The organism is Frankia sp. CcCS3, assembly GCF_977927575.1.
The window spans coordinates 13,159-27,270 of sequence record NZ_CDWRCL010000030.1 but is presented as its reverse complement, the minus strand read 5'-3'; the positions used below and the strand labels follow the sequence as shown (position 1 = coordinate 27,270).

Here is a 14,112-nt window from a genome sequence, read left to right as displayed (position 1 = left end):
CCTCAAACCCGCTTAACTTCGAAGAGCCAGTTTCCCTCGATTCCCCCCGGGCCCGCGGAACCATAAAGACGTCACTCCCCCCGTGGAGTAGCGTATTTACGCTATTAGTCTTACTCTCCCATTACGGCACGGTGGAATCGGGGACACGTGGCGGAGTCATTGGGATCTGCCCAGGCGCTGTGCATTCTCTTCTTCTGCGAGCAGTACCCGCCCGTCGTCTGGGACGGCGCGGGCACCTACACCGCGGCGCTGGCCACGGCACTCGCGAAACTCGGCCACGACGTCCACGTGCTGTGCGCCCAGGGGCGTCAGGTCGTCGGCTCGGTGAAGGACGGGGTGCACGTCCACCGGCGCCCGTTACTGCGGGTGCCGGTCAGCCGCGGGCTGGGAAAGCTCGGCGCCCAACTCCGGGGACCCCTGTACCCGCGTGACTCGCTGACGCTGCGGGCCAGCCTCCCGCTGTCCTACAGCTTATGGATGCGTCAACTCGGGCTCAGACCAGACGTGATCGAGACCCAGGACGGGGAAACCCGCGGTCTGATCCAGGCCATGCGTCGCTCCACGCCGCTCGCCATCCACCTCCACTGCCCGACCATGCTCACGGTCAGGCTTTCCGGCCAGCCGGTCGGGTTGAAGGGCCTGGTCGCCGACCGGCTGGACCGGACGTCGGCGGGCCGGGCCGCCGTGGTCACCTCACCGTCGCAGCTGCTCGTCGACACGCTGCGGGAGCAAGGCTGGTTGGGTGACCGTGAGGTGGAGGTGATTCCCAATCCGTTCGACGCCGAGCCGTGGCTCGACATACCCGACGTCGCCGGCACCACGCCGACAGTCGCCGTCGTGGGCCGACTCGAGACCTACAAGGGCGTGGATGTGCTGCTCGACGCGTCGGCCCGCCTTCGTGGCGCGGGGGTGGCGCACCGGCTGGTGCTCGCGGGACGCTCGGCGGGCGAGATCAACGGGGTGCCCTCGGGCGAGTGGCTGGCCCACCGGGCCCGCCAGCTTGAGCTGGACGTCAAGTTCACCGGGCACCTGTCCGGTTCTCAGATCCGCGACGTCTACCGGCGGGCCCGCGTCGTCGCCGTGCCGAGCCGCTTCGAGAGCTTCTCGATCGCGGCCGTCGAGGCGATGGCGGCCGGCCGGCCGGTGGTGACCACGACCCGGGCCGGAGCCGCGCCCTTCGTCGAGCGGTGGGAGGCCGGATCCTCGGTACCGGCCGGCGATCCGGTGGCGCTGGCGGATGCGCTGGCGCCGTTCCTGCTCGACCCCGCGCGGGCGAGCGCGTTCGGGGCCCGGGGTCGTCTCGGCGTGGTCGAGATCGAGCCCTCGGCCATCGCCCGCCGCAAGGTCGAGGCATACTGGCGCGGCATCGCGCACTTCGGCACCCGGAACCGGCAGCAACACCCCGGACCGAGCCACGCGGCCGACGGTTTATACCCCGACCTGTCCCGGGAACGGCGCCGCCACCGGCGCTGGCCCGCCGCCCGGCCCTGAGGTGGCGCCCGCAGGCTGGCTACCGGCTGCCCCGTGCCTGGTGGCCGGCCCGCCACCGCCGCTCGAAGTCGAGGTGCCGCAGCGCCCCCGCGGCGACGTAGACCTCGTACCGACTCCCCAGGGTCGCGAGCAGGGAACCGGTCACCGGGGTGGCGGCGCCGGACGCCGCGTCGTCCTCCCCCACCTGGGTGGCGTGCTCCGCGAGGGCCCTGCGCTGCCGCGCCCGGAAGCCGCGGGCGTCCACGAGCAGCGGACGGCGTTCCCGCAACCGGCGGACCGGCTGGACGAACAGACGCTCAGCCGACCAGCCCGCCGTCCCGTATAGCCCAAGGTCCAGGGCCAGTGCGTCCAGAACCAGACGGTGTATTCGAGCACCTGGCCGCGATAACCGGTGGTGGCGACCGCTCGGCGCACCGCCTCGTTGGTCGCGTCGTGGTCCGGGTGCCCCTCGCACGAGGTGGGCGCCAGGATCTGCTCGGGCGCGAGGGTCTCGATGAGCTCGGTGAGCCGCGCAGCGATGGCGTCGATCCGGTCGGAGAGCTCGGCGTCGGGGAAACCGAGGAAGCGCACGTCGGACTCGTCGATGTCCAGCAAGGCGCAGGCCCGGCGGGTCTCCGCCTTGCGCACCTCGATCAACTCCGCTGGCGGGAGCGTCACCGGCTCCGCGCGGGAGCCGTCGCTGACAATCACCACCGTGACCGGGGTGCCTGCGGCCCGCTTACGCATGATGGCCACCGCGCAGCCCAGCGTCTCGTCGTCGGGGTGTGGTGCGACGACGAGACACGACCTCGTCGTCATGGACGAGGTGATATCGATGCCGCGCCGGGTCCAGGCCCGGCGCCACAGCGACCGCGCCGGCACCATCACCCGGTCACGCACCGTCTCTGGATCACCCGGGATCACCCACCGGACCGCCTTCGCCACGTTCATCCCGTCGACCTCCCGTACGGCGGCGAACACCGGCCAGCGGACACGATCCGAGATCGACGCCGTGGCCGCGCTCACTGTAGCGACCACCACCGACATTCCGCCCTCGGGTGGTGTTCCCGCAGGTCCTCGCCATGTTCGTCCACGAGACGCCGATGGGCGCAGAGCAGCTCTTCGCCGGGCTCGGCCCCCCGGGAGGCATGGCGGAACGACAAGGTCCGCCCCCGCGCGGACACAACCCACCCAGAGTGGAGCGGGCGACGGGAATCGAACCCGCGTTGCAAGCTTGGGAAGCTCGTGTTCTGCCTCTGAACTACGCCCGCGTAGCGCATTCGCATCGTACTGGACGGACCGGGTCGGGTGGGGCCCCGGGCCGTCCGGCGCGTCCGGAGTCAGCCGTCGATGCTGTTGACGGAACCGCTTGGGCCGGTAGGACCGATACGATCGCTGGCCGGGGCGATGCCGAAGCTGGTGGCTGAGCCGGCACCGACGCCCCCACCCGCACTGGCGCCCCCACCAGCGCCCCCACCCACACCGGAGCGGCCGCCGGTCCCCGGCAGGCGCAGGAAGCGCAGCGGCTCCCGACCCGGGGGCTGCTTCGGCCGTTCCAGGACGGGCGTCGGCGGGACCTCCATGCTGACCGGCTGGCCGGGAACCACCCGGACGGTCTTGCCGTGGTGCAGCAACGTCATCGCCGGCCCCGCGGGGACGGTGTAGACCGCCGTCGAGTCGGAGACCTCCACCCGCAGGTGCCGCCCGCGGACACAGAGCCCGAAGGCCAGCCTGGTCAGTCCCTCGGGCAACCGCGGCGCGAACGAGATCACCTCACCGCCGTCACGCAGCCCACCGAAGCCCTCGACGAGGGCGATCCAGCTTCCCGCGAGGGAGGCCATGTGCAGCCCATCTCCGGTGTTGTGCTCGATGTCATGCAGATCCATCAGGGCGGCTTCGCGCAGGTAGTCATGGGCGAGCGACAGGTGCCCACACTCAGCGGCCAGCACCGCCTGGGAGCATGCCGACAGTGACGAGTCCCGAACCGTCAAAGCTTCGTAGTAGGCGAAGTTGCGGATCTTCTCGTCCATCGTGAAGGCATCACCCCGGCGCTGCATCGCCAGGACCAGGTCCGCCTGCTTGACGACCTGCTTGCGGTAGAGGTCGAAATACGGGAAGTGCAGCAGCAGAGGGTACTGCTCGGGCGCGGTGTTCGCGAAGTCCCAGACCTGGTGTTCGGTGAATCCCTCGGACTGCGGGTGGACGCCGAGATGGGGGTCGTAGGGGATGGACATGTTCTCGGCCGCGTCCCGCCAGGACGCCGTGACCTCGGCATCCACGCCCAACTCGGCGGCCCGGTCGGGATGGCGGCGGGCGGCGTCCGCCGCGGCCACGAGGTTCCGCTGCGCCATCAGGTTCGTGTAGACGTTGTTGTCGGCGATGGCCGAGTACTCGTCCGGGCCCGTGACACCGTCGATCCGGAAGCGGCCGTCGAGGTCGTGATGTCCCAGCGACCGCCACAGCCGGGCGGTCTCGATCAGGATCTCCAGCCCCACCGTGCGCTCGAACTGCTCGTCCCCGGTGATGGTGACGTAGCGGGCGACCGCGTCGGCGATGTCGGCGTTGACGTGAAAGGCGGCCGTCCCGGCCGGCCAGTACCCGGAGCACTCCTCGCCGTGGATGGTGCGCCAGGGGAAGACGGCGCCCTTCAGATTGAGCAGATCGGCTCGTTCCCTGGCCAGTGGCAGAGTCGCGTACCGCCAGCGCAGCGCGTCGGCCGCCGCGTCAGGCGCGGTGTACGTCAGGACGGGGAGCACGTACGACTCGGAGTCCCAGAAGGCGTGCCCGTCGTATCCGGGGCCGGTCAGGCCCTTGGCCGGGATCGCCCGCCGCTCGGCCCGCGCTCCGGCCTGCAGGACGTGGAACAGCGCGAAGCGAACGGCCTGCTGCACCTCCGGGTCGCCGTCGACCTCGACGTTGGCCCGCTTCCAGAAGGCATCCAGGTACTGCCGCTGCTCGCCGACGAGACCGGGCCACCCGGTCTGCCGCGCTGCGACCAGCGCCGCGGCGGCCTGGTCCCTCAGGGCTGGGAGGGACCGTTGCTCCGACCAACCGTAGGCGATGAACTTGACCATCCGTAGCTTCTCGCCCGGGGCAAGCACCGCCGTGGCCGTCACCCGGCCGGCGTCCGGCTCGCTCTCCGAGGAGACACCCAGCGAGTCCGGCCCGGCGAACTCGTGGTCCATGGCCGCGGCGACACGGATCTCGCTGCGGTGGGTGATGTGGACGAGCTCGACCATCGTGCCGCTCGCCCGATGGCGCTCGGACCGCAGCGGCGACTCCAGCGCAGCCGCGGCCCGCGGGTCACCGTGCCAGGCCGGCAGCTGCTCGTTGGCCACCAGCTCCGACTGGATGACGATCCGCGCCGGGTCGCCCACCGGCTCGATCTCGTAGTACACGGCCGCGATGGAACGCTGCGAGAACGACACCAGCCGCTCGGAGTGCACCCGGATGGTCTGCCCCGCCGGCGAGACCCATTCCACGTCCCGCCGGAGCACGCCCTCCCGGAAGTCGATCGCCCGCTGATGCGACCGCAGATCGCCATAGCGGATGTCGAACGGCTCGTCGTCGACGAGTAGACGGATCACCTTGCCGTTGGTGACGTTGATGACCGTCTGGCCGGACTCGGGATATCCATAGCCGGCCTCGGCATAGGGCAGGGGCCGCAGCTCGTGGACCGAGTTCAGGTAGGTGCCCGGCAGGCCGTGCGGATCGCCCTCGTCGAGGTTTCCCCGGAGCCCGATATGGCCGTTGGACAGGGCGAACAATGACTCGGACCGGCCCAGATCGGAGATGTCGAGACCGGACTCCTGGATGGACCACGGCTCAATCAGATAAGACGCTTTGTCGATCACGCGGGGCCGGGTCCGGAGCCGTGGCCGAGCAGGTCCGCCAGGTCGTTTACCACGATGTCGGCCCCGTGGGCGCGCAACGCTGCGGCGTGCCCTACCCGGTCGACCCCCACGACCCAGCCGAACCCGCCGGCCCGCCCCGCCTCGACGCCGGCCAGGGCGTCCTCAAACACCGCCGCCCGCCGCGGCGGCACCCCGAGCAGCCGGGCGCCGGCGAGGAAGGTGTCGGGCGCTGGCTTTCCGGCGAGATGGTCACGGGCGGCGACGACGCCGTCCACCGCTCCGTCGACGAGGGCGTCAAGCCCGGTCGCCTTCAACACCTCGGCGCAGTTGGCGCTGGAGGAGACGACCGCGCGGGGGATCCCCCGCGCGGCCAGTTCCCGCAGGTACGTCACCGAGCCGGGGTAGATGTCCACACTGTCCCTCCTAATCCGTTCCAGCAGGAGGAAATTCTTCCGGTTGGACAGCCCATGCACGGTGAGCGCGGACGGCGGGTCGTCCGGTGTTCCGTCGGGAAGCCTGATGTGACGGGCGTCGAGAAAGGCTCGCACTCCGTCGATCCTGGGCCGGCCGTCAACGCACTCGGCATAGTCATGCTCGAGGTCGAAGGGGACGAACGGCCCTCCCGACCGCTTGGCCCAGTTCTCCAGGAAATCGTCGAACATCTCTTTCCACGCAGCCGCGTGGATCGTCGCAGTGTTCGTCAGCACGCCATCCAGGTCGAACAGACATGCCTCGATGTGATCGGGTAGCCCGAGCATCCGTCCCGCCTGTCCCTTCCGCCCCAGCCTTCCCCGGGAGCACCCACCCGTCCGGCCGGGTATTCATCGACCGGCCACGTGCCTCCTACCCGGGTCACGCTCCGTCTCACTCTTCCACGCGGCTCCGTCCTCCTCCGGGTGGACGGTGAAGATCAACCTCCGGGTAGAGGGTGAAGATCAACCGCTCATGCTCTAACGTCCGGGACGTGCTGTTGTCCGACCGGGACATCCGGACCGAGATCGCCACGGGCCGGATCCGTCTCGACCCCCACGACCCTGGCCTCATCCAGCCGTCCAGCATCGACCTACGGCTGGACTGCTGGTTCCGGGTCTTCGCCAATCACCGGTACAGCCACATCGATCCCTCTCTCGAGCAGGAGGATCTCACCGAGCTCATCGCCCCGGAGGGCGACGAGCCGTTCGTCCTGCATCCGGGCGAGTTCGTCCTCGGCTCGACGCTGGAGATCGTCACCCTGCCCGACGATCTCGCCGGCCGGCTGGAAGGGAAGTCGAGTCTCGGCCGGCTCGGGCTGCTCACGCACTCGACGGCGGGCTTCATCGACCCCGGCTTCTCCGGGCACGTCACGCTGGAACTGTCGAACGTGGCGACGCTGCCGATCAAACTCTGGCCCGGCATGAAGATCGGCCAGCTCTGCCTGTTCCGGCTGTCCTCGCCGGCCGAGCACTCGTACGGCTCGACCATTTACGGCTCGCGCTACCAGGGCCAGCGCGGCCCGACTCCGTCGAGGGCCTACCGGGACTTCACCCGCGCACCGGTCCCGAACGGGGAGATCCCCCCAGGCTGACTTCCTTGCCTTTCAGCTTCCTTGCCTTTCCAGAGGGTTTCATGTTCAATTTATCCCTCTGGAAAGGCAAGGGCACAATCTAGCCGACAGGCTCGGCGGACGCCTCGGTCGGAGCCGCTGGCGCCGCCGGCGCCAGCGAACGGGCCAGGAGCTGGGAGACGTCGAGCACCTCGACGCCGTCCTTCGCCTCGCCGCTCAGCTTCTTCTCGGTGACGGCGTCGGTGAGCATCACGATGCAGAACGGGCAGGCGGTGGACACGACGTCCGGGTCGAGGCCGAGGGCCTCCTCCATCCGGTCCACGTTGACCCGCTTACCGATCTTCTCCTCCATCCACATCCGCGCGCCGCCGGCACCACAGCAGAAGCCGCGGTCCTTGCAGCGGTGCATCTCCTGGCCCCGGATGCCCGGGATTGCCGCCAGGATCTCCCGCGGCGGGGTGTAGACCTTGTTGTGCCGCCCGAGGAAGCAGGGGTCGTGGTAGGTGACCGACGACTCCACCCGGGTCACCGGCACCAGCTTGCGCTCCTCGACCAGTTTGCCGAGCAGCTGGGTGTGGTGGACGACCTCGTACTGACCGCCGAGAGCCGAGTACTCCCGGGCGAGGCTGTTGAAGCAGTGCGGGCAGGTGGCAACGATCTTCTTGACGCCCGTGGCGTTCAGCAGCTCGATGTTCGCCTTGGCCATCTCCTGGTACAGGTACTCGTTGCCGAGCCGGCGCGCCGGGTCTCCGGTGCAGGACTCGTTCGTACCGAGGATCGCGAACTCGACCCCGGCGGTGTGCAGGAGCTCCGCGAAGGCCCGCGCGACCTTTTTGGCGCGGTCCTCGATCGCCCCGGCGCAGCCGACCCAGTACAGGTACTCGACGTCGTCGGGGATCTGCTCACCGTCGCCGAGGACACGCACCTCGAAGGGCAGGCCCTCGGTCCACTCGGTGCGGGTCCGCGGCGAGACGCCCCACGGGTTGCCGTTGTTCTCGAGGTTGCGCAGCATGACGCCGGCCTCGGACGGGAACGCCGACTCGATCATCACCTGGTAGCGACGCATGTCGACGATGTGGTCGACATGCTCGATGTCCACCGGACACTGTTCAACGCACGCGCCGCAGTTGGTGCACGACCACAGGACGTCGGGATCAATGACCCCGCCCTCCTCCTCGGTGCCGACCAGCGGCCGGTCGACCTGCGGCTGACCGGGCTGCGGCACCCGGCCGAAGCCGGACTCGGGCACATGGTGCACGGTGTGGGAGTCGGAGGCGTCCTCGGCGATCCCGGTGACCGCCTTCGGCGCCTCCTCGCCCTCCGCCGCGCCCTCGGTGGACAGCAGGTAGGGCGCCTTGGCGAAGAGGTGGTCACGCAGATCCATGATCAACAACTTCGGTGACAGCGGCTTGCCAGTGTTCCACGCCGGGCACTGGCTCTGGCACCGCCCGCACTCGGTGCAGGTGGCGAAGTCGAGCATGGCCTTCCAGGAGAAGTCCTCGACCTTGCCGACGCCGACGACCGGCTCGTCCTCCTCCATCAGCTTCTCGATGTCGGGGGTGGTGGCCAGCGGGCCGAGGGCCACCGGCTGGCGCTTGAGCACGACGTTGATCGGAGCCAGGCCGATGTGCAGGTGCTTCGAGTAGACCACCAGCACCGAGAAGCCCATGATCACCGCAATGTTGAGCAGTAGGAAGGCCGTCTCGATGCCCTCGTTCACCTCGTGGGAGAGGCCGGAGAAGATGTGGCTCACGGCGTAGGACGCGAAGGCCCACTTTGTCTGGCCCTGCGGGAGGTTGCCGGTGTTGTACTGGGCGCCACGGCAGATCAACAGTGTCACGATGACGGCGGTGATCAGGCCGAGGATGACCCAGGCCGGCCCGGTGTGCGAGCCGTAGAATCGCGACTTGCGCTCCAGCCGCGCCGGGGCGTCCTTCAACCGGATGATCGTGAAGGCGGCCAGGCCGGCGAGGACCGCCACGGCGAAGAAGTCCTCGAGGAAGCCGATGGCCGCCCAGTGCCCGAATCCCGGGATGTGGAAGTCGTCGTCGAACAGGCCGCCGTAGGCCTCGATGACGGTCAGCAGCAGGATCGTGAAGCCCCAGAAGGTGAAGAAGTGGGCCGCCCCGGGCACCGACCACTTCAGCAGCTTGCGCTGCCCCCCGACCTCGCTGATCTCCGTCCAGACGCGGGTCGGCAGGTCGTCGAGCCGGCCCTCGGCCGGCTGGCCGGACCTGATCAGCCGGAACAGCCAGAAAACCCGGCGCCCGGCAACCGCGAGAGCAATCAGCGTGATCGCTCCACCGATCGCAATTCTCACAGCATCCTCCATCTGGCACCCACTATCGCGGGCGAGCCTGCTCGTACCGACCAGCAACGTATGGGACGAGTGGCTCACGCCACCCGGACAAGTGGCCCGCGCCACCGTAGGGGCGGGTCCGGTCCCACCTCCCGGCCAACCTGCCTGGCTGGGTCCCCACCCCCGGGCGTAGGGGCACTATGAGGCCGACAGCGAACCCGCTCACCGTCGACCCTGCCACGATGTGGTCCGAGCGGCCCGAGCTAAGGGGCCCAAAGGCCCGATCGTCCGCGCGAGGTGCACGAGACTGCTACGTTCAGCGGCAGACGCCCAACCAACACGCAACGCCTCGCACCGTCACGACTACCACGGCGCCCCGGATCCCGCCATCCCGGAACGTCGCTCCCCCCGCCGGGAGCCTCCCGGGCCGACGAGGTCCACCCTTGTGCCGGCAGGTGCTTCGACGCACCATAAGGACAGCTTTCGCCCACGGTGACCGGGCGATCGTGTGTCCCGCGGTGCTCGCCACCTTCACGTTGTGCATGGGCCCGGTGCCAGCGATGCCTTGACGACGCCCGGCGTGCCCCAGCGGACGGGCCCTACCGACGTTGACGACCCCGCGAACGACAACTCCGCGAACGACAACCCTGCGAACATGGTGGGCACGATGGCGACGATCACCCGGCCGACGATGACCCGAGTCGGCCGCCCTGGACACTCCCTGCAGACGGAGTACCTCCGGGCCAGGGAGAACCAGGCACTCGTGCGGCGGGACAAGCTGAGCCGCGAGGTACCCGGCACCGCGGTGCGCTCGGCCCTGGTGGGACTCGTTCTCGCCCTCGTCATCGGCTTCGGCCTGGGGCTGCCCACGGTCGCGGTCGTCGTGTTCCTGCTGGTCTTCATCGCCTGGCCGGCCGGGATCGTGATCGCCTCGTTCGGGACCGCCCCCGACGTCGAGTCGCTGCGCGAGGGGGCCGAGGCGGAGCGCAGGACCGCCCGCGCCATCGCCCGGCTGCGCCGCCAAGGGTACGTCATCCTGCACGACCGGGCCGTCCCCTACTCCGAGGCGACCATCGGTCACCTCCTGGTCGGGCCCGGCGGGGTGATGGTGCTCAGCAGCGACAACAACAAGGGCACCGTGCGGTACAAGAAGGGTGGGGCGACCTGTGACGGAGAGTCACTCAAGCCCCCGATCGACCGCACCGCCTGGTTGGGTGGCGAGGTCCGCAACCAGATCCGCGCAGCACTGCCGATGCTTAAGATCCCGATAAGTCCGATCCTGGTGATGGTCGAGGCCAACGTCCTGTGGAGCGACGGCGCCCTCGACGGAGTGACGATCATCAGCATCAAGGACGTCGTCAACTACATCCGGCGCAAGCCCGGCCGGCTCAACCCCGGTGAGGTCCAGCAGATCGCCGCCGCCACGGAACGGCTGTTTCCGGCCTACTCGGCCAACCGCCTCGCCGAGCAGATCACCGTCGGTCGGGACCAGTGGCTGACCCTGATGGACGCGCTGCGCACGATCCGTGAGCGCGACGGGGACGCTTCCGAGATGCTCGACCGGCTCGCCCAGATCGAGTCCGACCTGGGCCGACAGGCCGACCTCATCAACCGGACCGGAATGCCGCTCACGGTTCCCGGCCGAGCGGGCACTGACGAGGCCGCGAACGGCGGCGGCGCGGCCTCCGGGCCGGACGGTCCGTCGGCTGCCGGCATGGGGCCGGTCGTCTCGCCCCGGCTCGGATCACGCGCGGGCGGACGGCCGCGCCCGGGAGCCCGCCGCGGGCGCATCCTGGCCGCCGTTCGACCGCCCCGGGAGACGACGGACCCCGACGCCGGCCAGGCGCCCGGCGACGGTGCCGCGGGTGACTCGGCCCCGCAGCCACCCGCCGGAAGCTGACGCTCTCCCACTCCGCTCCACTCCGCTCCGCTCCACTCCGCTCCACTCCGCTCCACTCCGCTCCACGCGGCTCCCCCGCAGGCTCTTCCCGCCAGCTCCCCTTCCGGTCCCGTCCGGCGGCGCTGGCGGGAATTTCCCGGCCGCACAAAAGTTGAGCGCGCTAGGATCACCTCTGTCAGGCTATGATAAGAGCCGTCGTCATGAGTCAGAGCGACTCAACACACCAGCCTGGCTTAGCGTTGGCGGAACCGAGGCTTCCCGGAGTGATCCTCAAACCTCGGTTCACCGACAGGTTCCATCCCCACGAGGTCGGTGCGCCCGCCTGATCGGCGCCACCGACATGATCGAAAGGCGCACAGACATGGCACGAGCGGTCGGTATCGACCTCGGCACCACGAACTCCGTCGTGAGCGTGCTCGAGGGCGGCGAACCCACGGTGATCGCCAACGCCGAGGGCTCCCGGACGACCCCGTCGGTCGTGGCTTTCGCGAAGAACGGCGAGGTCCTGGTCGGCGAGGTCGCCAAGCGTCAGGCGGTGACAAACGTCGAGCGCACCATCCGGTCGGTCAAACGCCACATGGGCACCGACTGGAAGATGACGGTCGACGCGAAGGATCTCACGCCCCAGGAGATCAGCGCGTTCATCCTGCAGAAGCTGAAGCGGGACGCCGAGTCCTACCTCGGTGAGACGGTCACGGACGCGGTCATCACCGTCCCGGCGTACTTCGATGACGCCCAGCGTCAGGCCACTACCGAGGCGGGCACGATCGCCGGGCTCAACGTCCTGCGGATCGTCAACGAGCCGACCGCCGCGGCCCTCGCCTACGGGTTGGACAAGGGCGAGAAGGAGCAGACCATCCTGGTCTTCGACCTCGGTGGCGGTACCTTCGACGTCTCCCTACTGGAGATCGGCGACGGTGTCGTCGAGGTGAAGTCCACCTCCGGTGACACCCACCTCGGTGGTGACGACTGGGATCAGCGCGTCACCGACCACCTGATCAAGACTTTCAACGGCCAGCACGGGGTCGACCTCGGCAAGGACAAGATGGCCCTGCAGCGGCTGCGGGAGGCCGCTGAGAAGGCGAAGATCGAGCTTTCGCAGTCCACCCAGACCACGATCAACCTGCCCTACATCACCGCGTCGGCCGAGGGTCCCCTGCACCTCGACGTCTCACTGTCGCGCGCCGAGTTCCAGCGGATGACCTCCGACCTCATCGACCGCTGCAGGCACCCCTTCCAGCAGGCGGTGAAGGACGCGGGGATCAAGGTCAGCGACATCGACCACGTCGTCCTCGTCGGTGGTTCCACCCGGATGCCCGCCGTCGTCGAGCTGGTCCGCGAGCTGACCGGGGGCAAGGAGCCGAACAAGGGCGTCAACCCGGACGAGGTCGTCGCCGTCGGCGCCTCGCTGCAGGCCGGCGTGCTCAAGGGCGAGGTCAAGGACGTCCTGCTCCTCGACGTCACCCCACTCTCGCTCGGCATCGAGACAAAGGGGGGGATCATGACCAAGCTCATCGAGCGCAACACCACGATCCCCACCAATCGCTCGGAGATCTTCACCACCGCCGAGGACAGCCAGCCCTCCGTGCAGATCCAGGTCTTCCAGGGCGAGCGCGAGATGGCCGCCTACAACAAGAAGCTCGGCATGTTCGAGCTGACCGGCCTGCCGCCCGCCCCGCGGGGCATGCCCCAGATCGAGGTCACCTTCGACATCGACGCAAACGGCATCGTGCACGTGTCCGCGAAGGACCTGGGCACCGGCAAGGAGCAGTCGATGACCATCACCGGTGGCTCGGCGCTGCCGAAGGACGACATCGACCGCATGGTCCGCGACGCCGAGCAGTACGCCGAGGAGGACCGCAGGCGCCGGGAGGAGGCCGAGACCCGCAACAAAGCCGAGACGCTCGTCTACTCGACCGAGCGGTTCCTCGCCGAGAACGGCGAAAAGATCGACGCCGCGGTGAAGAGCGACGTGGAGGAGAAGCTCGGCACGCTGCGGGGCGCCGTCGCCGGCACCGACACGGCGGCGATCCGCGAGGCGGCCGACGCGCTGGCCGCGGCTAGCCAGGCGATGGGCCAGGCCATGTACGCGCAGGCCGCCCAGGAGGGCGCGGGTGCCTCCGGCGGCGCCGGAGCAGCCGACGACGACGTGGTCGACGCGGAAATCGTGGATGAGGAGGACAAGAAGTGACCTCAAGCCAGGCCGCGGACTGGTGGGGTTCGTCTCGGCCCGACGGCCGGGACGAGGCCGAAGAGCCCCCGGTGGTGGTGCGGGACCGGCGCCGGATCGATCCGGAGAGCGGCGAGGTCCGGCCGGAGGCCGCTGCGTCCCCCGGCCCGACGGCCACGGAGGTTCCACCCGCCGGAGTCCCGGCGGGCGAGGGTGACGGTGAGCTCGTGGCGTCACTGCGCCAGCAGGTCACCGAGCGGACCGCGGACCTGCAGCGCCTGAAGGCCGAGTTCGACAACTACCGTCGGCGGGTCGAGCGGGACCGTCAGCAGATCGGCGAGCAGGCGACGGCGAAGCTGCTGGCGAGTCTGCTGTCGACCCTCGACGACATCGGCCGGGCTCGTGACCACGGCGATCTGGAAGGCCCGTTCAAGGCGATCGCGGAGGCCTTGGAGGCAGCCCTGGAGGCGACCGGGCTGGAGCGATACGGGGCGAAGGGCGACGAGTTCGACCCGTCGGTCCACGAGGCCCTGATGCACTCCTATCGGTCGGACGTGAGCGGGCCGACTTGCGTGGACGTCTTCCGGGCGGGTTACCTGCACGCGGGCAAGGTGTTGCGGCCCGCGCAGGTGTCGGTCGCGGAACCGTCGGGCGAGGTGGACGAGACCGTCGATCAGCCGGTCGAGGCGGAGGTCGTCGCCGGGGCCGGCGAGGCGGCGGGGAGCGGCCCGGGCCAGGCAGGCGGCCCGCCGAATCGGCCGGCATCGGTTCCCGATGACACGGGCAGTGCGCCCGGGCCGGACAACGGCGGGCCCACTGTCAGCGCCGACTGAACACCGGCTGAAGAGGGGAGCCAGGTCCGTCCGGCCGTCCGCG

At 69.6% G+C, this 14,112-nt stretch carries 10 protein-coding genes and 1 tRNA gene; 5 read left to right on the top strand and 6 right to left on the bottom strand.

Translation table 11 applies throughout. The annotated features are described in order from the left end of the window. Positions 1 to 147: 147 nt before the first annotated feature. Complete coding sequence (locus AC08OQ_RS05035; RefSeq protein ID WP_476601345.1) at positions 148 to 1,491, top strand: glycosyltransferase family 4 protein; 1,344 nt, start codon at positions 148 to 150, stop codon at positions 1,489 to 1,491. Between the two features lie 19 nt (positions 1,492 to 1,510). Here the strand turns inward: AC08OQ_RS05035 and AC08OQ_RS05030 are convergent, their stop codons facing one another. The 5 genes from AC08OQ_RS05030 to AC08OQ_RS05010 all read right to left on the bottom strand — a co-directional run bounded on the left by AC08OQ_RS05030 (position 1,511) and on the right by AC08OQ_RS05010 (position 6,082). Then, on the bottom strand, positions 1,511 to 1,675 hold the full coding sequence (locus AC08OQ_RS05030; RefSeq protein ID WP_476601344.1) for a hypothetical protein: 165 nt from the start codon (positions 1,673 to 1,675) through the stop codon (positions 1,511 to 1,513). Further along, positions 1,633 to 2,517 (bottom strand): PIG-L deacetylase family protein, encoded by an 885-nt coding sequence (locus tag AC08OQ_RS05025; protein WP_476611917.1) that lies wholly within the window; start codon positions 2,515 to 2,517, stop codon positions 1,633 to 1,635. Before AC08OQ_RS05025 ends, AC08OQ_RS05030 begins: the two co-directional genes overlap by 43 nt. Positions 2,518 to 2,667: 150 nt before the next feature. Beyond that, positions 2,668 to 2,741 (bottom strand) — tRNA-Gly (locus AC08OQ_RS05020). A 69-nt stretch (positions 2,742 to 2,810) separates the two neighbouring features. Further along, on the bottom strand, positions 2,811 to 5,324 hold the full coding sequence (locus tag AC08OQ_RS05015; protein ID WP_476601342.1) for a glycoside hydrolase family 65 protein: 2,514 nt from the start codon (positions 5,322 to 5,324) through the stop codon (positions 2,811 to 2,813). Next, positions 5,321 to 6,082, bottom strand: a complete 762-nt coding sequence (locus AC08OQ_RS05010; RefSeq protein WP_462188611.1) for a beta-phosphoglucomutase family hydrolase — start codon at positions 6,080 to 6,082, stop codon at positions 5,321 to 5,323. The genes AC08OQ_RS05015 and AC08OQ_RS05010 overlap by 4 nt, the downstream gene beginning before the upstream one ends. 206 nt (positions 6,083 to 6,288) lie before the next feature. On the opposite strand from AC08OQ_RS05010, the gene dcd reads away from it, so the two are divergent. Further along, positions 6,289 to 6,888, top strand: a complete 600-nt coding sequence (gene dcd, locus AC08OQ_RS05005; RefSeq protein ID WP_462188612.1) for a dCTP deaminase — start codon at positions 6,289 to 6,291, stop codon at positions 6,886 to 6,888. A gap of 79 nt (positions 6,889 to 6,967) precedes the next feature. Here dcd and AC08OQ_RS05000 read toward each other — a convergent pair whose 3' ends face one another. Then, a complete protein-coding gene (locus AC08OQ_RS05000) occupies positions 6,968 to 9,187 on the bottom strand; it encodes a (Fe-S)-binding protein (RefSeq protein ID WP_476601341.1) in 2,220 nt (739 codons plus the stop codon). Positions 9,188 to 9,833: 646 nt separating this feature from the next. Here AC08OQ_RS05000 and AC08OQ_RS04995 point away from each other — a divergent pair. The 3 genes from AC08OQ_RS04995 to grpE all read left to right on the top strand — a co-directional run bounded on the left by AC08OQ_RS04995 (position 9,834) and on the right by grpE (position 14,069). Then, a complete protein-coding gene (locus AC08OQ_RS04995) occupies positions 9,834 to 11,066 on the top strand; it encodes a nuclease-related domain-containing protein (RefSeq protein ID WP_476611918.1) in 1,233 nt (410 codons plus the stop codon). Positions 11,067 to 11,427: 361 nt separating this feature from the next. Then, the gene (gene dnaK / locus AC08OQ_RS04990) at positions 11,428 to 13,257 is read left to right on the top strand and encodes a molecular chaperone DnaK (RefSeq protein WP_462202768.1); all 1,830 of its coding nucleotides are present in this window, start codon (positions 11,428 to 11,430) and stop codon (positions 13,255 to 13,257) included. After that, a complete protein-coding gene (gene grpE / locus AC08OQ_RS04985; protein WP_476604969.1) occupies positions 13,254 to 14,069 on the top strand; it encodes a nucleotide exchange factor GrpE in 816 nt (271 codons plus the stop codon). Before dnaK ends, grpE begins: the two co-directional genes overlap by 4 nt. Positions 14,070 to 14,112: the final 43 nt, after the last annotated feature.

Coding starts and splice junctions, on each gene's coding strand:
- dnaK (WP_462202768.1), top strand. CDS start 11,428: ATGGCACGAGCGGTCGGTATCGACCTCGGCACCACGAACTCCGTCGTG.
- AC08OQ_RS05010 (WP_462188611.1), bottom strand. CDS start 6,082: ATGCTCGGGCTACCCGATCACATCGAGGCATGTCTGTTCGACCTGGAT.
- AC08OQ_RS04995 (WP_476611918.1), top strand. CDS start 9,834: ATGGCGACGATCACCCGGCCGACGATGACCCGAGTCGGCCGCCCTGGA.
- AC08OQ_RS05025 (WP_476611917.1), bottom strand. CDS start 2,517: ATGTCGGTGGTGGTCGCTACAGTGAGCGCGGCCACGGCGTCGATCTCG.